Annotated in this window: 30 protein-coding genes and 1 pseudogene; 25 read left to right on the top strand and 6 right to left on the bottom strand. The window is 45.8% G+C overall.

Annotated elements, in window-relative coordinates:
• Positions 1–16 precede the first annotated feature (16 nt).
• From truA to WKT11_RS14595, 11 genes are all read left to right on the top strand, one after another.
• A complete protein-coding gene (truA, locus tag WKT11_RS14645; RefSeq protein WP_008705977.1) occupies positions 17–757 on the top strand; it encodes a tRNA pseudouridine(38-40) synthase TruA in 741 nt (246 codons plus the stop codon).
• A gap of 255 nt (positions 758–1,012) precedes the next feature.
• The gene (rplM, locus tag WKT11_RS14640; RefSeq protein WP_117677246.1) at positions 1,013–1,441 is read left to right on the top strand and encodes a 50S ribosomal protein L13; all 429 of its coding nucleotides are present in this window, start codon (positions 1,013–1,015) and stop codon (positions 1,439–1,441) included.
• A gap of 17 nt (positions 1,442–1,458) precedes the next feature.
• A complete protein-coding gene (gene rpsI, locus WKT11_RS14635; protein WP_117677245.1) occupies positions 1,459–1,851 on the top strand; it encodes a 30S ribosomal protein S9 in 393 nt (130 codons plus the stop codon).
• Between the two features lie 478 nt (positions 1,852–2,329).
• Positions 2,330–3,151: a ParA family protein gene (locus WKT11_RS14630; RefSeq protein WP_024738648.1), complete on the top strand. Its 822-nt coding sequence runs from the start codon at positions 2,330–2,332 to the stop codon at positions 3,149–3,151.
• Entirely contained in the window at positions 3,108–4,034 is a 927-nt protein-coding gene (locus WKT11_RS14625; RefSeq protein WP_006775624.1) for a ParB/RepB/Spo0J family partition protein, read from the top strand. The genes WKT11_RS14630 and WKT11_RS14625 overlap by 44 nt, the downstream gene beginning before the upstream one ends.
• Before the next feature lie 12 nt (positions 4,035–4,046).
• Positions 4,047–4,322 carry a DUF5720 family protein gene (locus tag WKT11_RS14620; RefSeq protein WP_006775625.1) on the top strand — a complete coding sequence of 92 codons (276 nt, stop codon included), beginning with the start codon at positions 4,047–4,049 and terminating at the stop codon, positions 4,320–4,322.
• 23 nt (positions 4,323–4,345) lie between these two features.
• Positions 4,346–4,537 (top strand): hypothetical protein, encoded by a 192-nt coding sequence (locus WKT11_RS14615; RefSeq protein ID WP_445291949.1) that lies wholly within the window; start codon positions 4,346–4,348, stop codon positions 4,535–4,537.
• A 67-nt stretch (positions 4,538–4,604) separates the two neighbouring features.
• Entirely contained in the window at positions 4,605–5,474 is an 870-nt protein-coding gene (locus tag WKT11_RS14610; protein ID WP_006775627.1) for a DUF6017 domain-containing protein, read from the top strand.
• A 34-nt stretch (positions 5,475–5,508) separates the two neighbouring features.
• Positions 5,509–6,255 carry a BRO family protein gene (locus WKT11_RS14605; protein WP_006775628.1) on the top strand — a complete coding sequence of 249 codons (747 nt, stop codon included), beginning with the start codon at positions 5,509–5,511 and terminating at the stop codon, positions 6,253–6,255.
• A 22-nt stretch (positions 6,256–6,277) separates the two neighbouring features.
• Complete coding sequence (locus tag WKT11_RS14600; protein WP_117677243.1) at positions 6,278–6,589, top strand: DUF5720 family protein; 312 nt, start codon at positions 6,278–6,280, stop codon at positions 6,587–6,589.
• A gap of 12 nt (positions 6,590–6,601) precedes the next feature.
• The gene (locus WKT11_RS14595) at positions 6,602–7,021 is read left to right on the top strand and encodes a DUF4313 domain-containing protein (protein ID WP_006775630.1); all 420 of its coding nucleotides are present in this window, start codon (positions 6,602–6,604) and stop codon (positions 7,019–7,021) included.
• A 200-nt stretch (positions 7,022–7,221) separates the two neighbouring features.
• Here the strand turns inward: WKT11_RS14595 and WKT11_RS14590 are convergent, their stop codons facing one another.
• Positions 7,222–8,430 carry an IS110 family transposase gene (locus WKT11_RS14590; protein WP_007862439.1) on the bottom strand — a complete coding sequence of 403 codons (1,209 nt, stop codon included), beginning with the start codon at positions 8,428–8,430 and terminating at the stop codon, positions 7,222–7,224.
• 288 nt (positions 8,431–8,718) lie between these two features.
• Between WKT11_RS14590 and WKT11_RS14585 the strand changes: the two genes are divergently transcribed.
• A complete protein-coding gene (locus WKT11_RS14585; protein WP_117552926.1) occupies positions 8,719–9,573 on the top strand; it encodes a GNAT family N-acetyltransferase in 855 nt (284 codons plus the stop codon).
• Entirely contained in the window at positions 9,566–10,777 is a 1,212-nt protein-coding gene (locus tag WKT11_RS14580; protein ID WP_024739074.1) for an MFS transporter, read from the top strand. Before WKT11_RS14585 ends, WKT11_RS14580 begins: the two co-directional genes overlap by 8 nt.
• Positions 10,778–10,998: 221 nt before the next feature.
• On the opposite strand, the gene WKT11_RS14575 is transcribed toward WKT11_RS14580, so the two are convergent.
• The gene (locus WKT11_RS14575) at positions 10,999–11,193 is read right to left on the bottom strand and encodes a hypothetical protein (RefSeq protein WP_024739073.1); all 195 of its coding nucleotides are present in this window, start codon (positions 11,191–11,193) and stop codon (positions 10,999–11,001) included.
• 36 nt (positions 11,194–11,229) lie between these two features.
• Here WKT11_RS14575 and WKT11_RS14570 point away from each other — a divergent pair, with 36 nt between their 5' ends.
• From WKT11_RS14570 to WKT11_RS14545, 5 genes and pseudogenes are all read left to right on the top strand, one after another.
• On the top strand, positions 11,230–11,643 hold the full coding sequence (locus tag WKT11_RS14570) for a sigma-70 family RNA polymerase sigma factor (RefSeq protein WP_024739072.1): 414 nt from the start codon (positions 11,230–11,232) through the stop codon (positions 11,641–11,643).
• A gap of 830 nt (positions 11,644–12,473) precedes the next feature.
• Positions 12,474–14,003 carry an ABC-F family ATP-binding cassette domain-containing protein gene (locus WKT11_RS14560; protein ID WP_005342725.1) on the top strand — a complete coding sequence of 510 codons (1,530 nt, stop codon included), beginning with the start codon at positions 12,474–12,476 and terminating at the stop codon, positions 14,001–14,003.
• Between the two features lie 19 nt (positions 14,004–14,022).
• Positions 14,023–14,316: pseudogene (locus WKT11_RS14555) on the top strand (YjdF family protein); the annotation flags it as partial.
• Between the two features lies 1 nt (position 14,317).
• Positions 14,318–14,503: a cysteine-rich KTR domain-containing protein gene (locus WKT11_RS14550; protein ID WP_117510411.1), complete on the top strand. Its 186-nt coding sequence runs from the start codon at positions 14,318–14,320 to the stop codon at positions 14,501–14,503.
• A 507-nt stretch (positions 14,504–15,010) separates the two neighbouring features.
• Positions 15,011–15,424: a sigma factor-like helix-turn-helix DNA-binding protein gene (locus WKT11_RS14545; RefSeq protein WP_006775169.1), complete on the top strand. Its 414-nt coding sequence runs from the start codon at positions 15,011–15,013 to the stop codon at positions 15,422–15,424.
• 182 nt (positions 15,425–15,606) lie between these two features.
• On the opposite strand, the gene WKT11_RS14540 is transcribed toward WKT11_RS14545, so the two are convergent.
• Together WKT11_RS14540 and WKT11_RS14535 are read right to left on the bottom strand one after the other, a co-directional pair.
• The gene (locus WKT11_RS14540) at positions 15,607–16,995 is read right to left on the bottom strand and encodes a HAMP domain-containing sensor histidine kinase (protein ID WP_006775168.1); all 1,389 of its coding nucleotides are present in this window, start codon (positions 16,993–16,995) and stop codon (positions 15,607–15,609) included.
• Positions 16,996–16,999: 4 nt separating this feature from the next.
• The gene (locus WKT11_RS14535; RefSeq protein ID WP_006775167.1) at positions 17,000–17,701 is read right to left on the bottom strand and encodes a response regulator transcription factor; all 702 of its coding nucleotides are present in this window, start codon (positions 17,699–17,701) and stop codon (positions 17,000–17,002) included.
• Between the two features lie 155 nt (positions 17,702–17,856).
• On the opposite strand from WKT11_RS14535, the gene WKT11_RS14530 reads away from it, so the two are divergent.
• The 6 genes from WKT11_RS14530 to WKT11_RS14505 are packed head-to-tail and all read left to right on the top strand — an operon-like array spanning position 17,857 to position 21,287.
• Positions 17,857–18,621 (top strand): ABC transporter ATP-binding protein, encoded by a 765-nt coding sequence (locus WKT11_RS14530; protein ID WP_006775166.1) that lies wholly within the window; start codon positions 17,857–17,859, stop codon positions 18,619–18,621.
• Positions 18,618–19,343 carry an ABC transporter permease gene (locus WKT11_RS14525; protein WP_006775165.1) on the top strand — a complete coding sequence of 242 codons (726 nt, stop codon included), beginning with the start codon at positions 18,618–18,620 and terminating at the stop codon, positions 19,341–19,343. Before WKT11_RS14530 ends, WKT11_RS14525 begins: the two co-directional genes overlap by 4 nt.
• 15 nt (positions 19,344–19,358) lie before the next feature.
• The gene (locus WKT11_RS14520; RefSeq protein WP_039892263.1) at positions 19,359–20,123 is read left to right on the top strand and encodes an ABC transporter permease; all 765 of its coding nucleotides are present in this window, start codon (positions 19,359–19,361) and stop codon (positions 20,121–20,123) included.
• Between the two features lie 4 nt (positions 20,124–20,127).
• On the top strand, positions 20,128–20,424 hold the full coding sequence (locus tag WKT11_RS14515) for a hypothetical protein (protein WP_006775163.1): 297 nt from the start codon (positions 20,128–20,130) through the stop codon (positions 20,422–20,424).
• 10 nt (positions 20,425–20,434) lie between these two features.
• The gene (locus WKT11_RS14510) at positions 20,435–20,926 is read left to right on the top strand and encodes a hypothetical protein (RefSeq protein WP_006775162.1); all 492 of its coding nucleotides are present in this window, start codon (positions 20,435–20,437) and stop codon (positions 20,924–20,926) included.
• Between the two features lie 31 nt (positions 20,927–20,957).
• Positions 20,958–21,287, top strand: a complete 330-nt coding sequence (locus WKT11_RS14505) for a response regulator (RefSeq protein ID WP_340285137.1) — start codon at positions 20,958–20,960, stop codon at positions 21,285–21,287.
• Between the two features lie 215 nt (positions 21,288–21,502).
• Here the strand turns inward: WKT11_RS14505 and WKT11_RS14500 are convergent, their stop codons facing one another.
• Entirely contained in the window at positions 21,503–21,697 is a 195-nt protein-coding gene (locus WKT11_RS14500) for a hypothetical protein (RefSeq protein ID WP_117639760.1), read from the bottom strand.
• Between the two features lie 36 nt (positions 21,698–21,733).
• Between WKT11_RS14500 and WKT11_RS14495 the strand changes: the two genes are divergently transcribed.
• The gene (locus tag WKT11_RS14495; protein ID WP_117677334.1) at positions 21,734–22,147 is read left to right on the top strand and encodes an RNA polymerase sigma factor; all 414 of its coding nucleotides are present in this window, start codon (positions 21,734–21,736) and stop codon (positions 22,145–22,147) included.
• Positions 22,148–22,322: 175 nt separating this feature from the next.
• On the opposite strand, the gene WKT11_RS14490 is transcribed toward WKT11_RS14495, so the two are convergent.
• Positions 22,323–22,880: an HD domain-containing protein gene (locus WKT11_RS14490; protein WP_117677333.1), complete on the bottom strand. Its 558-nt coding sequence runs from the start codon at positions 22,878–22,880 to the stop codon at positions 22,323–22,325.
• Positions 22,881–22,887: the final 7 nt, after the last annotated feature.

Here is a 22,887-nt window from a genome sequence, read left to right as displayed (position 1 = left end):
TATTGGAGGAAAACAGATGAAAAGAATTGGACTTGTAGTTGCATATGACGGTACAAATTACTGTGGATGGCAGACACAGCCAAACGGAATTACCGTGCAGGGGGTATTAAATGATACCTTGTCAGAACTTCTTGGTGAAAAAATAGAAACGATTGGCGCAAGCCGTACAGACGCAGGTGTTCATGCTATGGGAAACGTGGCGGTATTTGACACTAACACTCGTATCCCCGGAGAAAAAATTTCTTATGCACTTAACCAGCGGCTTCCTGAGGATATCCGTATTCAGCTTTCTGAAGAAGTAGAACCGGATTTCCATCCTCGTTACTGTGACAGCGAGAAAACATATGAATACCGCATCCTGAATCGTAAATTTCCGGTTCCTACAGAGCGGTTATACACCTATTTCTATCACTACAAATTAGACGTAGATAAGATGAAGGCTGCAACCTCATATCTGATCGGACAGCATGATTTTGCCTCTTTCTGCGGCGCAAAAGCACAGGTGAAAACCACCATCCGTACAGTGACAGGAATTGATGTATGGCGTGATGGAGACATCGTAACCATTCGTGTGACAGGAACAGGATTCCTCTACAACATGGTCCGCATCATTTCCGGAACCCTGATTGAGGTAGGAAACGGACAGTACCCGCCGGAAAGAGTAAAAACGATCCTGGAAGCCTGCAACCGCGAAATGGCAGGCCCGACAGCACCGGCGCAGGGACTCACATTAATGGGAATTGAATTTTTTGACTAGAAAATAAAAAAAGGGGGAGTAACGAAAAAAGTTGAAAAAACGACATAAAATCTATTGACAGAAACAGGTCATTATAATATAATAACCAAATGTGACGTAGTGCGAAATGCTTAAGCCAATAGCCCAGGCGAAAGTATTTATCAGCGGTTTCGGACATTTCCGCGTTTTTTAGCACCGGCGTTTCCAATAACTTATATTCGCGGGAAATTCCGCGGTTAATTAAACTATCGTTGATAAATAACAGGAGGTAAAACCATGCAGACTTATATGGCTAATCCAGATAAAATCGAAAGAAAATGGTATGTAGTTGACGCTGATGGATGCACTCTTGGCCGTCTGGCTTCCGGAGTAGCAAGCGTTTTAAGAGGAAAGAATAAACCACAGTTTACACCACACGTAGACACAGGTGATTATGTAATCATCGTAAACGCTGACAAGATCAAAGTTACAGGTAAGAAATTAGAGCAGAAAATCTACTACAATCACTCCGATTATGTAGGTGGTATGAGAGAAACCACATTAAAAGAAATGTTAGCAAAGAAACCTGAGAGAGTTATCGAGCTCGCAGTTAAAGGTATGCTTCCAAAAGGACCTTTAGGAAGAAGCATGTACAAGAAACTTTTCGTATATGCAGGACCGGAACACAAACATGAAGCTCAGAAACCAGAAGCTTTAACATTTTAATTAGGAGGTAGAAAACATTGGCTAGCGCAAAATTCTACGGAACAGGAAGAAGAAAAAAATCAATCGCAAGAGTTTATCTTGTACCTGGAACCGGTAAGATCACAATCAATAAAAGAGATATCGATGAATATTTTGGATTAGATACACTGAAAGTTATCGTTCGTCAGCCTTTAACTGCAACAGAAACAGAAGGCAAATTCGACGTATTAGTTAACGTTCATGGTGGTGGATACACAGGACAGGCTGGTGCCATCAGACATGGTGTTGCAAGAGCCCTTCTTCAGGCAGACAACGATTACAGACCAGTTCTTAAAGCTGCTGGATTCTTAACACGTGATCCACGTATGAAAGAACGTAAGAAGTACGGTCTCAAGGCTGCACGTCGCGCGCCTCAGTTCAGCAAGAGATAATCTGCTGTTCAAACCGTATCAAAATGGTTCAAAAACCCCGGAAAATCAAGGTTTTCCGGGGTTTTACTGTATCTAAACGGGCTGATATAGTTTGACCAAATTTAGCAAAACGAGAGCCGTTTTCACCCAATTTTTAGTGGTCCGCAAGTGGTTAACCGGCCAAAAAGAGGGCAAAAAGAGGGTCAAGTGGTGCCCAAAGTGGTTAACCGAGAGCCGATTTTGTGGGTGTTTTGGGGGCTACTTTTCAGCCCTCTTTCCCCTCGTTTTTGGCTGTGGCAGTTTGGCATAGTTTGACCTAATTTGAATAATTGAATATGAATTTGATACAGCACTCAGTATAAAATGACTGGGTGCTTTTTTCATTTCAGGAACTCGTATTCCGGCGATAGAAAGAGCCGTCACTTCACTTTTTATTTTGGAGTGGCGGCTTTTTCTATTTCCAGAAGCAACAGAAACAATTAGAAATGAGGTGAAGTCAATGAACACGCAAATCATTGCCATTGCCAACCAGAAGGGCGGCGTTGGCAAAACCACCACCTGTGCCAATCTTGGAATCGGTTTGGCGCAGGCCGGAAAGAAAGTTCTGCTGATCGACGGAGACCCGCAAGGAAGCCTGACTATCAGCCTGGGCAATCCACAACCGGACAAGCTGCCCTTTACGCTGTCGGACGCTATGGGGCGTATCCTGATGGATGAGCCGCTTCGTCCCGGCGAGGGTATCCTGCACCACCCAGAGGGTGTAGACCTGATGCCTGCGGACATCCAGTTATCCGGTATGGAAGTATCCCTGGTAAATGCCATGAGTCGTGAGACTATCTTGCGGCAATATCTGGACACGCTGAAGGGGCAATACTCCCATATCCTCATCGACTGCCAGCCCTCCCTGGGGATGCTCACAGTCAATGCGCTGGCCGCTGCAAACAGGATCATAATTCCCGTTCAGGCGGAGTATCTGCCCGCCAAAGGGCTGGAACAGCTGCTCTCCACGGTAAACAAGGTAAAGCGGCAGATCAACCCCAAGCTCCAGATAGACGGTATCCTGCTGACGATGGTTGACAGCCGAACCAACTTTGCCAAAGAGATTTCCGCACTTTTGCGAGAGACCTATGGCAGCAAGATCAAAGTATTCGGCACAGAGATTCCCCATTCTGTCCGGGCAAAGGAAATCAGCGCCGAGGGAAAAAGCATTTTTGCCCATGATCCCGGCGGCAAGGTGGCAGAGGGCTACAAAAATCTGACGAAGGAGGTGTTGAAACTTGAAAAGCAGCGCGAAAAAAATAGAGCTGGCATCGGTAGATGATCTGTTCTCCACCGAAGAAGGCCGCCAGGATGCAAAGCTGGAAAAGATTCAGGAAATTCCGTTGTCTGAACTGCATCCGTTTAAGAACCACCCATTCAAAGTCAGGGATGACGAAGCCATGATGGAGACTGCTGACAGTATCAAGCAGTATGGCGTTCTGGTTCCGGCCATTGCCCGACCGGACCCGGAGGGCGGTTATGAGCTGGTAGCCGGACACAGGCGGCACAGAGCCAGTGAACTGGCAGAAAAGGAGACCATGCCGGTCATTGTTCGGGATTTGGATGATGATGCCGCTACAATCATTATGGTTGACAGCAATTTACAACGAGAAAGCCTGCTCCCCAGTGAAAGAGCATTTGCTTATAAAATGAAGCTGGATGCCATTAAGCACCAAGGAGCCAGGACGGATTTAACTTCGGCCCAAGTTGGGCCGAAGTTGACTGCGGCAGAAAAAATCGCGGAGAACAGTCCAGATAGCAAATCACAGATTAAGAGATTTATCCGTCTGACAGAGCTGATTCCTGAATTGATGGATATGGTGGATGAAAAGAAGATTGCCCTGAACCCTGCTTATGAGCTGTCCTTTCTCAAAAAGGAAGAACAGATAGACCTACTGGACGCGATGGACAGTGAACAGGCTACCCCTTCCCTTTCCCAAGCCCAGCGGCTCAAGAAATACAGCCAGGAGGGGCATCTGACCCTCGATATGATGCGTGTCATCATGGGTGAGGAAAAGAAAAGTGATCTGGACCGAGTGACATTTACCTCCGACACTTTGCGGAAATATTTCCCCAAAAGCTATACGCCCCAGCGGATGCAGGAAACCATTATCAAGCTGCTGGAGGCATGGCAGAAAAAGCGTCAGAGAGACCAGGAACGATGAAAGGAGCCGCCTATGAGGGATATTTCAGCCCGTGAGCTGAAAGGACACAACATTCTCGCCGTAGAGAGGTTTTGGGATAATACCCGCTGGATGATCGAGTTTTCCGTCCTGCGTCCCAGCACTGCTTACGGCAGCCCCGGAGATGAAATGCGGTTGTTTTTGACTGAGGACGGGTATCAGGCCGCCCTGCAAAGTCAACAGCGCCGGGAGATCAAAATCAAGCGTTACGCTCGTGTGATTGAGGGACATATCCTCGATTTCAAACCGGGAAAACGCCGCCGCTCATAAACCCATACAACGAAAGGAAAGGAATGACTATGTGTACGGTAAAGGAAATTCAAGAAGCAATCCGGGAAGATTGCAAATCTCAGCATGACATGGATTCAACGGATATTGACCGCGTGATGCAAACACTTCCTTTCGCCCAGGAGGAGCCATTTACAGAGGCGCGTCCCCAAAAGTCGCTGTTTTGGTTCTATGCAAGAAAATTTGAAAAGCGCTGAACACCGCAATTCTTTGAAATGAGGATTGCGGTTTTTTTGTACCCAAAATTCGGAAGGAGTGAGGTCGATGGCCGTTTTTCGCATTGAACGGACCCGTGATTATACCGTGATGAGCAATCATCATTTACGAAATGCAAATCTGTCGTTAAAAGCCAAGGGGCTGCTTTCCATGATGCTGTCTTTGCCAGAGGACTGGAATTACACTACCCGTGGCCTTGCAAAGATCTGTAAGGAAGGCGTGGATGCCATCGGTGCTGCCCTGCGTGAACTGGAAGGAGCCGGATATATCGTGCGCCATCAGAGACGCGATAAAAGTGGGCGGATTACAGATACCGAGTATGTCATCTATGAACAGCCCCAGCCAGATATGTCCCAGCCGGATACGGCTTCACCAGATACGGAAAACCCGGATATGGTAAGACCGGATATGGAAAAGCCCGCAGAATTAAATATAGAGAAATCAAATACAGAAAAATCAATTACTTATGGATCAAGTACCGATTCCATTCCCTTCCGGGAAACAGCGGCGGCAAGACCGCCGGAACGGAAAGGAAGGGATGCGATGTCTGTCACAGAGATAGAAAATTATCGGGAGTTGATTTTGGAGAATATCGAGTATGACTGCTTGAAGCAGCGTTATCCTCTCTACCTGGATGACCTGAATGAGATCGTAGAGCTGTTGGTCGAAACGGTCTGTGCCAAACGAAAGACCACCCGGATCTCTGGGGCAGACTTCCCTCACGAGATCGTGCGTTCCCGTTTTTTGAAACTGGACAGCTCCCACATCGAGTTTGTCATGGACTGTCTGCAAAAGAATACCACCCAGGTACGCAACATGAAGCAGTACCTGCTTGCGGTGCTGTTCAATGCGCCTACCACCATGAATAACCACTACACTTCACTGGTCAATCACGATATGCACGCAGGCGGCTGGTAAAGGCCGCCTTTTATCATGCCAAAGGAGGCACGACATGAACCAGATGGAAATTTTCAAAAACCCGGAGTTTGGCAGTATCCGTGTCATTGAGGAAAACGGCAAATACTTGTTCAGCGGAACGGATGTGGCTGCTGCGCTGGGGTACAGTAATCCCCGCGATGCAATTATCCGCCATTGTAGGTATGTCGTGAAACGCGACGCACCTCACCCACAAAGCCCCGACCGCAAAATCAGTATGACTTTTATCCCAGAAGGCGATTTGTACCGCCTGATCGTTCACAGCAAATTGCCATCGGCAGAGCGGTTTGAACGGTGGGTATTCGATGAGGTCCTGCCTACTATTCGTAAGCACGGGGCCTATCTCACAAAAGAGAAGCTGTGGGAGGTTGCCACTTCCCCGGAGGCTCTGATGAAGCTCTGCTCAGACTTGTTGGCTGAGCGTGAAGCGAATATTTCTCTGCGTAAGGAAAATGCACAGCTGGAGGGCAAAGCCGCTTTCTATGACCTGTTCATCGACTTAAAGCACAGCACCAATCTCAGGACTACCGCCAAAGAGTTGGATGTCCCGGAGCGCCGGTTTGTTCGGTTTCTGATAGAACGGCGGTTTGTGTACCGCACGGCATCCGGCAATGTGCTGCCTTATGCCAATGTGAAAAATGCAGGGCTGTTTTGCGTCAAAGACTACTGCAACCACGGTCATACCGGTTCCTACACGCTGGTCACGCCCCAGGGCAAGCTCTATTTTGCTCAGCTGCGGGAGATGATCTTGCTGGTCTTATAAGAACAGAAAGGAAGTGGGTTTTATGCAGGAAGGAAAAACAATCGGTCAGCTGATGGAGGAAATGCGTCAGAAAGCCGGGGCGCAGAACTATCACGGCCATGACTACATGGATCTTCAGCGATTTGCGGAGAACATCCGGCACATGATTATTTTTGATGTGCTGACGAATGACTCCCCGGTGGGCTGGAAAGGAGAACGAACCCGCCTGTTTTTGTCAGATATAGGCTATGAAAAAGCTCTGGACAGTCAGGCAAAGGGGCAGATCAAGATTCTCAGCCATGCAAAGGTCAGAAATGGAGATTTGTTTTATGACCACAAAGAACAGATACGATAGGAGGAATCTGATATGAATGAGGAAAAGAAAGTCCCCTTCAAGTGGGAATATGGGGAAGAAACCATATCGCTGCAACTTGGGATGTATGCGAATAATCAGCGGCTTTATATCGGCATGATTACCCATACAGAAGATGGAGCAGAACCGTTTGCAGATATGACGGTGAACCTACCGGGATATTCCCTGGACCCCGGAGAGGCGTTTATTTCCGGTGACATCAGCAAGGACCTGCTGCGATTCATCAAAGAGAACAAATTGGGGAAGGTGCTTCCCTATCAGGTGCAGTCCGGTTATGGAAAATATTCTGCCGTTGCCTTTGATCTGGAGAAGTTGAAGGTATTTGATCCCAAAGGTGTGGCAGAGTTTCGGGAAGAGTGGAATTTGCCGGATAAGAAGCCGGTAAAGAAAAAGAGCCGCGGGATGGAGCGATGAAGAAATATTTTCTCCGGCGGCTGGTGGTCCCGCCTTAGAAGAAAATGCACCACCCCTGCACATTTTGTGGAAAGACCTGCTAACAAAAGTCAAGTAGAAATTTCAGGTTTTGGGAGCAGCGAAAAAGGCAACACAAAATCAAGCCGCTGAGCAACTCAAAATCGAAACGGCGGCCAGCCAGATGGTATAGCGCAGGGAAATCAGTCGTGTTCCAGGGAATCCAAATAGGCTTTCACAGAAGCGTAGTAGATACGCAAGAACTTGTTGGCGGATGCCATCATGTAGACACGGTATGGCTTGCCCTCAGAGCGTTTCTTGTTCATGAACTGGTAGACCGGCTCATCCATTGGGGCACATTGCAGGAGGACGCCCATCACCAGGAAAAGTGTCCTGCGCAGTGAGGCAGATCCCCTCTTGGAAATGCTGCGGCTGCGGACATCTATTTGGCCAGATTGGTAGGGCGGGGCGTCAATGCCTGCAAAGGCCACCAGCGCTTTCTTGGAATGAAAACGGCGCACATCGCCAATTTCAGCTATGAGTTGGGGGCCGAGTGTAGGGCCAACACCAAACATTTCCATCACTACAGGATACTCCGGCAGAGAAGCTGCCAGAGACTGCATCTCCTGCTTGAGAGCAGCTAATGCGGCGGAAGTTGTCTGGAGTTGGGAAATGGCCTGTTCTACCAAAAGTTTTGCCGTATTTGTTTTCGGCATGACACCGAAGCGTCCACAGGCAGAGGCATAAATATCCAACGCCTTATCTTGGCTGAAATTGTAGCCGTGCTTTCTGCACCACTTCTGGTACTTGGCGGTAAAGGCTTTCTTAGACAGACCACAGACACACTCGCAATGCCAAAAAGTGGCGACAAAGTCCACCCACTTCTCACTGCCATCGGCGCGGGGCGGACTGGTAAACAGGCGGTTTGCGTCTGGGAAAGCGGTGTCCAGCAGGGAGATCAGGTTGTTTTTCAGCATGGTCTGTACTTTGGAATACTGCTGGTACTGCCGGTAGCAGGTCTTCAGCATGAGCCGGGTGTCCTCTTCCGGAACATATCTCGGAAGTGTGAGCCAGTGGTCAAGGCCGTAGTTGGCCAGCTTCACGGCATCCTTCTTGTCGGTCTTGCCCCGTCTTAAACTGTTGTTCCCGTAGTCGTGCACCAGCATTGCATTGACTACGGAGACATAAAACCCCGCGCCGTGGAGCAGCCAGGCCACCGGCGCATGGTAATTGCCCGTGGATTCCATCACCACGCGGGTCTCACCGTCCAGGTTTTTGAGCAGCCTTGCCAGCTCGCTCAGTTCGCTGGCGGTGTGGCGCACTTCAAAGGGTGAAACCACTACCTCTCCGAAGGGCCGCATGACTGCAATCATGCTCTTACCTTTGGAAACATCGATGCCAACGCAGTTCATTCACATTCCTCCAACACAAAGAATCTGCAACCGGAAATCCATCTTTTCTCGCTGCCGATTCAATCTATTGGGTGACACGAACTCTCCGGCATCCGGTGGCTCAACCTGCTCAAATCGAACGCTGCAACAAGAGGATGGCTAACAGTCTTTCCAACGGACATAAAAGCCCAAGGAGGCAAGGGTCAGCCAGTTGCTCCTCTTATTGTAGCTTAGGCACGAGATGGAAAGAAAGCCGGACTGGCTGCCCGGCTTTCCTGTCCAAATTTATTGTAATAGGAGGGAACATAAATGGGCAATCAATCAGTTATCAGCATAGAGGCAGTCATTGACTATATCGAAAGTCATCTTGACGGAAAGCTGGAATTAGAAACGGTTGCGGAGGCTGTTCACTATTCAAAATATCACTTACACCGACTATTTACCGAAACCGTAGGAATGACGATTCATGATTATGTGCAACGCCGCCAGCTTACAGAGGCGGCAAAGCTTCTGGTCTTTTCGGATAAACCTATTATAGAAATTGCTTTTATCTGCGGATACGAGAGCCAGCAATCGTTTTCATTAGCTTTTAAGGCCATGTATAAATCGCCACCTGCGGAGTATCGTGAAGAACGGAGCTTTTATCCTTTGCAGTTGCGGTTCATTTTACATCGAAGAACGACGGCTATGGAATTTACAATACAGGATATTCGGCTAGCAGAAAAGAAAGATATTGTCGATTGGATGAACTTAATGCGGCTTGTTATTGATGGGTATCCTGTAATGGATGAAGATGACTATTTAGCTAAACTGGAAGAAAGTATTGACGAAAAGCGTGCGCTTGTGCTAAGGGAGGGAGATATTCTCATTGGAGCTATGGCATTTACCTATTCTCCAGGCAGTATAGAATTTCTTGGCGTACATCCGCAATATCGAAATCGCGGACTTCAAAAGTTATTCTTGGATGCCTTATTGGAAACATATCTTCCAGGTCAGGAAATCAGCACAACAACCTTTCGAGAACAGGACAAGGCCGATACAGGGCATCGAGATATGCTATTGCAACTTGGTTTTGCCGAAAAAGAATTGCTGACAGAGTTTGGCTATCCCACGCAGCGCTTTGTGCTCCCTCCTAAAAAACAGGAGGATATACAACATGGATGACACGCAACGCACCGGCTGGCAGAAAAGAATACTCCTTTTCTTAACCAGTCAATGTATCACACTCTTTGGCTCTACGCTTGTTCAAATGGCGCTCGTTTGGTATGCAACCATGCAGACATCCAGCGGCGTGTGGGTGGCTGCATTTACAGTCTGTTCCTATCTGCCGCAATTTCTCATTTCATTTATAGGCGGCGTATGGGCAGACCGATACCACAGAAAAAAATTGATTATAGGCGCAGATCTGCTGATTGCATTTGTCACTTTCGTAATGGTATTGGCAATTCCGCATATTTCATCGGAGCCTGCTTTGCTCGGCGGTTTGCTTGTTATGTCGGTCATACGATCCTTGGGGGCAGGAATACAAACTCCAGCGGTCAATGCCGTTATCCCACAGCTTGTCCCAGAAGATCAGCTTATGCGGTACAACGGCATCAATGCAACAATGCAGTCTATTGTTAATTTTGCGGCTCCAGCGGCGGCAGGTGCAGTTTTTGCAATCAGCACATTGAGAACGACGCTTATGATAGACATTGTAACGGCGATCTTGGGAACGGGCCTATTGTCCTGCTTGGCACTTCCGAAACAAAATACTTCCATTGAGAAGGCCAGCGTCTTTTCTGACATGAAAATTGGCGTCAAATACGCTTTTGCAGACAAACTAATTGGAAAGCTTTTAATCATCTACGGACTATTCACTTTCTTTTGTGTTCCAGCAGGCTATCTTGCAGGACTTCTTGTTCGGCGAGTATTCGGTGATACTTACTGGTATCTTACCGCAGTGGAAGTAGTAGGGTTCGCAGGTATGATGGCAGGCGGAGTTATTATGAGTACATGGGGAGGTTTTAAGCACCGAGGAAAAACTTTGGCAGTTGGAATTTTTGCGTTTGGCTCTTTTGCAATCGGAATGGGCTTTTCAAAGAATTTTATTTTTTACCTTGGCCTAATGGTATGTTATGGAGTCGCATTAACAATGGTGCAAACAGCAATTACCACTATGTTACAAGAAAAAACGGACACCTCTATGCAGGGGCGTGTATTTGGATTACTTGGCACGATGTATGCTGGCTTTTTACCGATTGGTATGGCTATGTTTGGCCCTTTGGCTGATATTCTTCCCTTGCAGTGGATTATGATTGGATCAGGTATAGCCCTTATTGTAATTGCAGGTATAGCTTATTATAGTCGGGAACTCAAAACAATCTAAAAGAAAAAAGTCGCCCAACGGGAATAAAAAAAACCGTTGTTTCGGCGACTGGGTATTTATGCGCCAAAACAAAATACAGTGGCCTTACGGCGGTTTTGAAATAACATATTTCAGAGCCGCCGTTTCTTTTTCAACGATGCTCATGCGATCAGGAGGGCGGTATTTGGGAGGATACCGCCATGTCAATTTTCGTTATTCATAGCACCCATGAGCTACACCAATTAAAAAAAGCCTTGCCCCTCCTCCGGGGAGATATGATTACCTATCGGTATTATCATTCCAACTAAAACAGAAGAATCATAGTCATTTTTGTTGCGCCAGTTTCCCATTGCGGGGAGCTGGCGCTTTTTATTGTCGATTTTTCGGGAAACCTCCCGAAGTATGTCGCTGCCGATCCCCGCCTCCTTTCGATTCACTCGTCAATCGCCCGTGAATCGAAATGGAGGTACATAATGAAGAAAGTCAATCTTAGGGACCTATATCCCGATGTTTACAAAACTGATTACTTTGTAGAAGTAACCGAAGATGTGCTGGAGACGATCCGAGCTGCTGAGCGTGCAGAAGCTGCCTATGACCGGAGGATGTATCGCTATAAGGCGCATTACTCCCTGGACTGCGACAACGGCATTGAAAATGCGATCCTGATGAAGCCCCAGACACCGGAAATGCTTCTGGAGGAAAAGCAGCTGCGGGAGAAGCTTTATGCCGCAGTGATGGCTCTGCCGGAGAAGCAGGCCAAGCGGATCTATGCCCGATACTATCTGGGAATGACGGTAAATGAAATTGCCGAAGTAGAAGGTGTAGATCCAAGCCGTATCCGTGACAGCATCCGGCGTGGTCTGAAGCAGCTGGCAAAGTATTTTTAGGGTAGAATAACAGAGGGCGCAAGGTCTCAAAGTGCTTCTGCATAAGACCTTGCGCCCTACCTATTGTAGTAGCCTTAGAGGTGTATTTTGTAAAGCTATCTTTGAGTGAAGAAAACATCGGTGTACAAGGGGTACAAACAAGATAAAATAGAAATGAGGGGCGATAGAGCAGAAATGTCAGATTTTCCACTCTATCTGAACACGGTCGCTGGTGGCCTTGATCGTAGAGATCAAACCATCGGCGGCTTTTCTTTTGTCGTCAAAATCTATGCTGTCCCAGTTGTCGAGATAATAGGATAACTTCTTTATCTGCTGGGGAGATATGATTTCAACGCTCAATTCAGCGATTGCCTTTGAAATGGTCTGGCGTCGGGTGTCCAGTTCTTCAATTTTTTTGTTAGCGTAGGCAATGTAATATGATTTGATATTACATGATATATTATTTCATAAGATTGACAAAGAAGAATGTTTGTGCTATTCTATATAAAAATATATCTCCAAAGGGGAGCAAGATATGAACTTTCATTTAACCGATCAGCGTAAAAAGAAAATCAACTCTGTACAATCCAAACCGATGAAACATTGTGCAGAGTATAGCGTATAAATGACGCATTTCGATTTCATCGGGAAGCCATAAAGGGGATTTTATGCCCATTTTGAGAAAATGGCTTTCCATGCAGTTATAATGTGTACGAGGCTATGGACAATGTTTTGTCCATAGCCTTTTGTTTTTGGCGTTGCTATGCCAAAGGCAGAAGGCGGATACACTTGTGTATCTCTGCTTTCTGCCTTTTCTTTTTTCCAAATATATTAAGAAAGGTTTTTTTAAAATGAGCTTATTAGAAATTGAAGGACTAACACATTCTTTTGGTGAAAACCTGCTTTACAAAAATGCAGGCTTCACACTCAATAAAGGAGAACATATTGGCATTGTCGGGCAGAACGGAACCGGCAAAAGCACTTTAATCAAAATCTGTACAGAGCAGATCATACCAGACAGCGGGCGCATTGTCTGGCAACCGAATACTACGATTGGCTATTTAGACCAATATGCGGAAATCGACCATACCTTAACGATGAAAGAATTTCTCAAATCCGCTTTCACAAAGTTATTTGAAATGGAGGCACAGGCGTTGCAGCTCTATGAAAAAGCTGCTGACGGTGATATGAAAAGCCTTGAACTGGCCGCCCGTTATCAGGAACAGCTTGAAGCCCATGACTTTTATTCGATAGATACCGCTATTGATCGTGTCGCCAATGGGTTAGGACTTCTTGCGATTGGCCTTGACCGTCCGATTGCTGAAATGAGTGGCGGCCAGCGAGCAAAAGTGATTTTGGCAAAGCTACTGCTTGAAAAACCAGATGTATTGCTATTAGATGAGCCGACAAATTTTCTTGATAAAGATCATGTTGCATGGCTGGCGGAATACCTATCCTCTTTGGAAAATGCTTTTTTAGTTGTTTCCCATGATTTTGACTTTTTGGATAAAATCGCAAATCGTATCTGCGATATAGATAATGACACAATAACAAAGTATTATGGCACTTATTCTGAATTTCTGCGAAAAAAGACACTGTTGCGGGAAGATTACATTCGTCAATACTCAGCGCAACAAAAGGAGATCAAAAAAACAGAGGAGTTTATTAGGAAAAATATTGCTGGACGAAAAGCAAAAATGGCGAGAGGGCGACAAAAACAGCTTGATCGAATGGACAAAATGGAGGCTTTGGAACAGAAAGAGATTATTCCTCATTTTCATTTTCCTGTTTTACCGCTGACAAATACGGAGCATCTGCTGGTCAAACATCTGGCAGTTGGTTATCACTATCCAGTTCTATCAGATATTGATTTTAGCATAAAAGGCGGGCAAAAAGTTGTTATCACTGGCTTTAATGGAATTGGGAAATCTACTTTGCTCAAGACATTAATTGGACAAATCCCGTCCATGCAAGGTCATTTCAAATTTTCCGATCAAGTTACCCTTGGATATTTTGAGCAGGACTTAATATGGGACGAACCTGAACAGACACCAATTCAAATTGTTTCCAATGTCCATCCTGATATGGTCATAAAAGATGTTCGCAAACATTTAGCCCGGTGTGGAATTTCCAGTAAGCACGCAATGCAAGCGATTGGAACATTAAGTGGAGGTGAGCAGGCGAAAGTAAAAATGTGTTTGCTAACACTGATTCCCTGCAATTTTCTAATTATGGACGAACCCACAAATCATCTGGATGTTCAGGCAAAGGAAGCATTGAAATCAGCTCTTATGGATTTTGCGGGTACTGTATTGCTCGTATCACATGAAGAAGCATTTTATCGTGAGTGGGCACAGAGAGTTATTAGTGTCGAGAAATAGAAAATAGAATTAAGTATAGTATGAGGTCTATGATTTTCTGCTGAAGAATTGGCATAAATTGAAATTCAGTCCCCCGATCCAGATCGAAGTAGTCATAGAGCGAAAAATCAATCCCAAACGAATGCAGCGCGAAATTCAAAGTCAACTGCAAGATAAAGGCATTGGCACAAAGGCACAGCAGGCGTTGAAACTCCAGCATGAGCAATGTAAGCTGGAACGGAAAACCAAGAGCCGTGAGCAGAAAGAGGCTGAGAAAGACCGTCAGTTTGCCATACGGCAGGAAAAGAAGAAAGCCAAGCACAGAGGAAGATAACATGAAGATAGAATGGATTTTATGCCCCTTTTGCGGCAGCAAAACGCGATTGAAAATCCGCGATGATACAGTACTGGAAAACTTTCCGTTATATTGTCCTAAATGCAAACATGAAACCCTGATTACGGTAAGAAAACTAAATTTATCTATCGTTCAAGAGCCAGACGCACAGACGCAGAGCCGATAATACACAAGGTAAATTTACTTGTGGTTATCGGTCCTTTTTTATTTCAATATACGACGAGAGCCTGCCCCGCCCAATGGGGAAAGAAAAAAACCGTAGCTGGGCAGGTTGATTTTGTGCGCTTACTCTACTTACTTTGGCGGCGGTTTTGAGAAATCAGAGCCGCCGTTTCTTTGCGTTTACACAAACCTATAACGACTTGCAGGGACACGGTAGCCGATTGGAGGTTATTTTGCCGTGTCTCGTTTGCTTTTTCAAAGCTCACACGATCTACATCAGTTAAAAAAAGCATTGCTCCTCCTCCGGGCAAGCATAACATTGCATCGGCATTATCGTTCCATGTAATTCAGTATAATAATGGCTGTTCTTGGCGCGCCAGTTTTCCCTCACGGAAATCTGGCGTTTTTTGTTGCCATTTTTTCGGAGATGACCCGGTTGTCTGCCGGTGTCGGTCTCCGCCTCCATTCGATTCACTCGTCAATCGCCCGTGAATCGAAATGGAGGTACATAATGAAGAAAGTCAATCTTAGGGACCTATATCCCGATGTTTACAAAACTGATTACTTTGTAGAAGTAACCGAAGATGTGCTGGAGACGATCCGAGCTGCTGAGCGTGCAGAAGCTGCCTATGACCGGAGGATGTATCGCTATAAGGCGCATTACTCCCTGGACTGCGACAACGGCATTGAAAATGCGATCCTGATGAAGCCCCAGACACCGGAAATACTTCTGGAAGAAAAGCAGCTGCGGGAGCAGCTCTATGCGGCTGTGATGGCTCTGCCGGAGAAACAGGCCAAGCGGATCTATGCCCGGTATTACCTGGGTATGCGCGTGAGTGAGATCGCCGCAGCGGAGGGTGTAGACTCAAGCCGCGTCCGCGACAGTATTCGGCGCGGTCTGAAGCAACTGGCAAAGTATTTTTAGGATAGAATAAGCAAAGGGCGCGAGGTCTTAGTGCTTCTGGCACAGGACCTTGCGCCCCATCTATTGCAGTAGCTTTAGAGGAGTATTTCGCAGAGTTGTCTTTGGATGCAAAAGAAGCAGGAGACCTTTTTAGATTTCCGGCTTCTTTTGTGCTAGTGATAAATATCCAAAATGTTTTTGACTTAACTCAAGTGGGCTTTTGGGATTGTATCTATAGAGTCAAAAGTCAAGATGATTTTACATCCACAGTTAATCTTACTGTCAATGGTCATAGTCCCTTCATGTGCCGCTACAATTTGTCGAACCAAAACAAGCCCCAGCCCATGTCGAAGATCTAAGCGCTCATCTGTGCTTTCTAAATAATGAGGTTTTTCTTTTAGTTCTTGTAGTTTTTCTTCGGAGAGTCCTATACCATCGTCTTGCACAATAAGCTGAATGGCATTTTCCGTCCGTCTTAAAGATAACAGAATCCTACATCCCAGCGGATTGTGCTTCATACTATTTTGAACAAGATTATTCACGGCTCGTGAAATCAATCTGGCATCACATTCTAACATAGTGTTTTCAGCGTCAGTAGCAATTTCAATTCCAATATTATAGCTATCGGAAATTCCCATGTTCAATAGGTCTGCTACATAGGATCGCAGCAATTTGGATAAGCGAACCATCTCTTTGTGAAGTGGCTGCATTTCATATTCCAACTGTGAGACTAAATTCAAATCCTGCACCAGTTCTTTGATTTTTACGCTTTGCTTCCGTACTATTTCAGCCTGTTCTTGGATGGTCTTGCTGGCAGATTCATTTTCCGCAATGCGGCCCGCATACCCCATAATCATGGAGAGCGGTGTGCGGATGTCATGGGAAACACCGCTGATCCAGTTCGCCCGCGCCTCATTTTGTCTGTTTAAAATAGAAGAAGCCTTGTTCACGCTATTGGCAATTTCCGATAGTTCGCCGCTGATATGAAGTGAAACCGGCTTTCCGTCTGCTAAAGTTTCCACAGCAGACACAATCGGTTCGGTATTACGGATGATTTTGCGTTTGGAGAAATAATAGGCACAAAAGAGGCACAGTACATCCAATCCCAACATTCCAAGCACAAAGACGGGGAGCCGTCGAAGTGCTGAAATGGAATAGTAATTGCTGGTGAGTTTTGTATAGCTGTCTTTTGGATAACCCAATACCAACAGTCCATCATCGGTGTTCCAGACAAAAACCGGATAATCTTCAATATATCCTTTTGAAAACAATGCGACATCTTGAATAGTGTAACTTTCTGGCACTTCATCGGGCAAATCAACCGACCAATAACACTGTCCATCAGCGTTGAGATAAATTGCCCAAATATGATTCTGCCGGAGCTTTTGTACCGCATTGTCTAATAATCGCTCCGGTGTAGCGGCGGCAGCAGTCATTTCCAACATAGATTGCGGGGAAGAATTTCCATAATCCTCAGTCACAATCTTTTGAAAAGTTAGACTAAATACTACTGCGTTAAGAAACAGCAATATCAGGATAAAGGCAGCAAAAGACGCAAGATGTTTCGATATATAACTTGCAAATGATCTCATGGCATCACTTCCTTGATATCAGCTTATAGCCCAATCCTTTAATGGTTATCAGGGACACAGGTTTTGATGGATCGGTTTCAATCTTTTCCCGGACACGCCGGACATGAGCGTTTAGGCTGTTTTCATAGCCAAAAGGGTTATCACCCCATAATGCTTCACAAAGAGTATCTACGGTAACAATTTTTCCTGCATTGCGGGCAAGGGTTTCCAGCAAGGTGTGTTCTTTGGCAGTTAGGGAAATAACCTCACTACCCTTATGGACTTCGGCTCTACTGAAATCAATCGTACACCCATCTAAAACAAGCAGCGGAGAATCCTCTTTATAGGTTCGGCGCAGCACAGCATAGATACGCAGTAATAATTCCTGCGGCATAAAGGGCTTTGAAATGTAATCGTCTGCCCCAAGCCCCAAGCCCGATAGTTTGTCTGATGCTTCGTCTTTTGCTGTCAGAAAAATAATCGGTACACTGCTAAAAGTGCGGAGCTGCTGCATCAGAGAAAAGCCGTCCCCATCCGGCAACATGACATCCAAAACAATTAAATCGGGGGTTTCTTCTTTGGCGGTCAGAACAGCTTCCTTGACCGACATAGCGGTAAGGACAGTTTCAAATCCCGCATCTTTCAATATATCTGATACCATCTTCAATAACTCCTGCTCGTCATCTACCAACAAGAGCCTTTTACTATGCAAAAAGGAATTATCCATAGCATCCTCTCCAATCTGATTTCCTTTGTTTTTATTATATCATAAGCTGTCCATTTTGCAGCCTCGCTTCTTAAAAAGTAAGGTAAAAGTAAGGACAGGAGAATGTAGATGTCAGGTTGAAGTTGTATCATAAAACATCGAAAGGAGATGTTTCTATGGACTATATCATTACAACGGAACAGTTGACAAAGAAGTACAAAAATTTCATCTCGGTCAACAATGTTTCGCTTCATATTCGCAAGGGCAGCATTTACGGTTTCCTCGGCCCCAACGGTGCGGGAAAATCCACGACTATGAAAATGCTGCTGGGCCTGACTGCACCGACAAAGGGCAGCTTTACCATTGACGGGAAGCAGTTTCTGGGTGATCGGATTGCCATTCTCAAAGAGATCGGCTCTTTCATTGAAGCTCCGTCTTTCTACGCAAACCTGACCGGGCGGGAAAATCTCGATATTATCCGCCGCATTTTGGGGTTGCCAAAAGCCGATGTGGAAGATGCTCTGGAGTTGGTGGGGCTGACCGAGTTTGGCGACCGGCTGGCAAAGAAGTATTCGCTGGGGATGAAGCAACGCTTGGGCCTTGCCGGGGCACTGTTAGGGCGTCCGCCGATTCTGATCCTGGATGAACCCACCAACGGCCTTGACCCGTCCGGCATCCACGAAATCCGCAATCTGGTAAAATCTTTGCCCAGCCTTTACGACTGCACGGTGCTGATCTCGTCCCATATGCTGTCTGAAATTGAATTGATTGCGGATGACATTGGAATTCTCAACCACGGGCGGTTGCTGTTTGAGGGTAGCATGAATGATCTTCGTCAATACGCCCTGCAATCTGGCTTCGCTGCGGACAATCTGGAAGATGTGTTCCTTTCTATGGTTGAGAAAGACAACATGGATAGAAAGCAGAGGGCAAAATTATGAAAACGCTGGCAATCGAACTTCGGAAAGAAAAGCGAACCGGCGTAATCCCCGTGTTGCTGGCTGTTGGCATCTTGGGAGCTGCCTACGCATTTGTCAATTTCATTGTGCGGAAGGACACGCTTTTGAATCTGCCGTTGGCTCCGATGGATGTCCTGCTGACCCAGCTTTACGGCATGATTATGGTGCTGAACCTGTTCGGCATCGTAGTTGCGGCCTGCATGATCTACAACATAGAGTTTAAGGGAAGCGCTGTCAAGAAGATGTATATGCTTCCCGTAAGCGTTCCCGCGATGTACCTGTGCAAATTCCTGATTCTGACGGTCATGTTTCTGGTTGCAATCATGCTGCAAAATTTGGCACTTGCACAGATTGGCATGACAGACTTACCGAACGGAGCATTTGAAATGGGTACGCTGGTGCGCTTTGCCGGATACTCTTTTATTACATCCATGCCGGTACTGTCGTTTATGCTGTTGATTTCCTCGCGTTTTGAAAATATGTGGGTGCCGCTTGGAATTGGTGTCGCTGGTTTTCTAAGTGGTATGGCTCTTGCAAATTCGGAGGTGGCACTTTTGCTGGTACATCCTTTTGTGATTATTTTGAAACCGGCGGTAGCTATGAGCGCCCAGCCAGATCTGATAGTTACCCTTGTTGCTTTGGCAGAAACACTGTTGTTCCTTGCCGTAGGCTTGTGGTTAGCGAAATACAGACGCTACGAGTAAGGAGGGATGATAGAAATGAATTTTTTGGATTTACTCAAAATCGAGTTTATGAAAGTAAGACGCTCCAAAATTATACCCTTGATTTTCATTGCACCTTTATTGGTAGTGATTTCCGGGGTTGCAAGTTTGAGCAACTATTTTACGCCGGAATACACTAATGCGTGGCCTGCCATGTTCATTCAAAGTGCGCTTGTCTACGCCTACTACCTGCTCCCATTCAGCATGATTGTAGTCTGCGTGATGATCGCAGGGAGAGAAACAGGAAATAACGGGATTCTGAAAATGTTGGCATTGCCGGTCAGCCGCTATACATTATCCATTGCAAAATTTTGTGTGCTTACCTTTTATCTATTCATGGAAATGGTGGTGTTTCTTGTTGTGTTCGTAATCGCTGGGGTGGTTGCAACACAGACAATGGGAATAACAGAAACCTTACCGATCCTGTATCTGTTGAAATGGTGCTTGGGATTGTTTCTGACAATGCTGCCATGTATTGCGGCTATGTGGGCAATCACCGTACTGTTTGAAAAGCCGCTTCTTTCCGTGGGATTGAATTTGTTATTTGTGATTCCCGGTGTATTGGTTGCGAATACGCCGCTGTGGATTGTTTACCCGTACTGTTACAGCGGTTATCTCGTATCCTGCTCGCTCCATGATTTTACAGCAGAAACTTCCGATGCCGCATTTTCGATGTTTCCATTCTTGCCGTGTGCGATTGTAGTGTTTGGTCTGTTTTTCGCGCTGGCTGTCACCCAATTTGGGAAAAAAGAAATGAGGTAAAACTATGGAAAAGAAAAAACTTCAATCAGTCAGTGTCGCTGCGCTCATTGTGAGCATATTGCCACTGGCTGCTCTTGCCCCGTCACTCCTGCACTTTTCGCTGTCGGCCGGAATCAGAACCGCTTGGGCCGGAGCCAATACCGTTTTTGTCCTGCTGGGTCTGACCCTTTCAGTGGTATGTGTGCGGAGCAAGGAAAGCCGTAGCATTATCAATATCGCATCCACAGCGATCAGCGTTTTTTGGGCACTGCTGATGGTGGGAATCATTGCACTTGCCTTGTTCCTTACTTTCGTTCAGTGAGGAAACGGCTATGCGTAAAATTGGAAAAATTATTGGGTGCTGCCTGATTGCAGTTTCTTTGCTGGCCTGTACTGCCTGCTCCGGCCTCGATAGGTTAGGTGAAAATCTCAAGGATGGAGCAGAGCAATTAAGCAACGATGTGGTGATCGGGAAAAGCAACGCTCTCATAACTCCTTATCAGTCCTTTGAAGGTAGCCGAACTTCGGATAATGATGTTTTTCGGGCCACCTATGACGCTTCTGTAACTGGATTTAACGGACAGGATATTTTAGTTGCAGACACCGACCTCAAGGAAAATGAGTGCCGTGAAATTGTGATCCGATACCAGCTTGATTCCCTTGACGGAAACTGTCAGCTCATTTACATTTCCCCGGACTTAGAGGAGCAAGTGCTTTCTGAATCTGCCAGCGGAAGTGTTGCCGTTCAGCTTCAAGCAGGAGCGAACTACATCGGAATTATCGGTACAGACTTTTCAGGCACAATCCAGATTACCGTGGAGTAAGCGGCAGAATGATATGAAACGAATATTGATAGTGGATGATAACACGGAATATCTGCAAATCCTGTCATCCGTGCTATCGGGTGAATTTGAAACGATTAAGGCTACGGGCGTTGAGGACGCATTGGATACACTTCAAACAATCACAGTAGATGCAATTTGCTCCGACTTCAATATGAAAGATGGCACGGGGTTGGATTTACTTGAAAAAATCCGTCAACAAGGTTTGAAAACACCCTTTCTGCTGATGTCTGGCGATAACAGCAGGGCATTAGAGCAAAAAGCCAAACTATACTATGGTGACTTCTGCTGCAAAACGGATTTTGATTTAGTCGAAAAAATAAAAGCCTTAGTCAACAACTAAATACAGATGCTATCTGCCGGACGACGGCAAAAGAAAAAAAGCCGTCGTACAGCAGATACATTTCCACGCGCCTATGTAGCGGCGGCTTTGAGAAAATCAGAGCCGCCGTTTCTTTTTGCTTTTCGGACCGATGCTTATGCAATCAGGAGGGCGGTATATGGGAGGATACCGCCATGTCAATTTTCGTTATTCATAGCACCCATGAGCTGCACCAATTAAAAAAAGCCTTGCCCCTCCTCCGGGGAGGTATGACTATCTATCGGCATTATCATTCCAACTAAAACAGAAGAATCATAGTCATTTTTGTTGCGCCAGTTTCCCATTGCAGGGAGCTGGCGCTTTTTATTATCGATTTTTCGGGAAAGCTCCCGAAGTATGTCGATGCCGATCTCCGCCTCCTTTCGGTTCACTCGTCAATCGCCCGTGAATCGAAATGGAGGTACATAATGAAGAAAGTCAATCTTAGGGACTTATATCCCGATGTTTACAAAAATGATCACTTTGTAGAAGTAACAGAAGATGTGCTGGAGACGATCCGAGCTGCCGAGCGTGCGGAGGCTGCTTATGACCGGAGGATGTATCGCTATAAGGCGCATTACTCCCTGGACTGCGACAATGGCATTGAAAATGCGATCCTGATGAAGCCCCAAACACCGGAACTACTTTTGGAGGAAAAGCAGCTGCGGGAGCAGCTCTATGCCGCTGTGATGGCTCTGCCGGAGAAGCAGGCCAAGCGGATCTACGCCCGGTATTACCTGGGTATGCGCGTGAGTGAGATCGCCGCAGCGGAGGAGGTAGACCCAAGCCGTGTCCGTGACAGTATCCGGCGCGGTCTGAAGCAGTTGGCAAAGTATTTTTAGGATAGAATAAGCAAAGGGCGCAAGGTCTCAAAGTGCTTCTGGCACAGGGCCTTGCGCCCTACTATTGTAGTAGCTTTGGAGGTACAAAAAAGCAGGAGACCTTTTCAGATTTCCTGCTTAGCAAAGCTGTGAAGATTTAATTGTGGTTGGGCTGCCAGTTATGCAAACAGAAATTTCATTCATTGATTTTGTTAATAGTATCTTCTCTAATGGCATTTCTTAAATCAGATAAATATTTTGAAAATACAACCCTATCGTCTGCATAAGTTAAATTCAATGAAAATTCATTTTCTGACCATGTTGATATATCAGAAAAGTTGTGTTGAATCAAAGCTTCTAAGCTATCTATTGCCTTGTATATTTTTGATTCAATAGATTTTCTTTCTTCCATTTCCTTAAACAATGCTTTCATTTCCACTTGAGTAGCTTTTGGCAATGATTCAACCCATTCATTAAGCAAGTTTTCTTCTGTACACTCATGTTCTTTTGTTTTCATAAAAGTGGGAATATCTCCTGTAAAGCATTCTCCTAAATCGTGAATAATGCACATTTGAATAACTTTATTCATATCAGCATCTGGAAATTCATTCTTCATAAAAAATGCCATTACCGTCATCATCCAACTGTGTTCTGCTACACTTTCATGTCTACCTTTGGATGTGTAGCAATGTCTAGTTGTGTCTTTCAATCTTTCCGCAACTGCTAATGCATTTAATAGTTCTCTTACTTCCATAATCTGC

The sequence above is a fragment of the Blautia sp. HCN-1074 genome, from assembly GCF_037890165.1.
Classification (GTDB): Bacteria; Bacillota; Clostridia; order Lachnospirales; family Lachnospiraceae; genus Blautia_A.
This window is presented reverse-complemented; position numbering and strand designations above follow the sequence as displayed.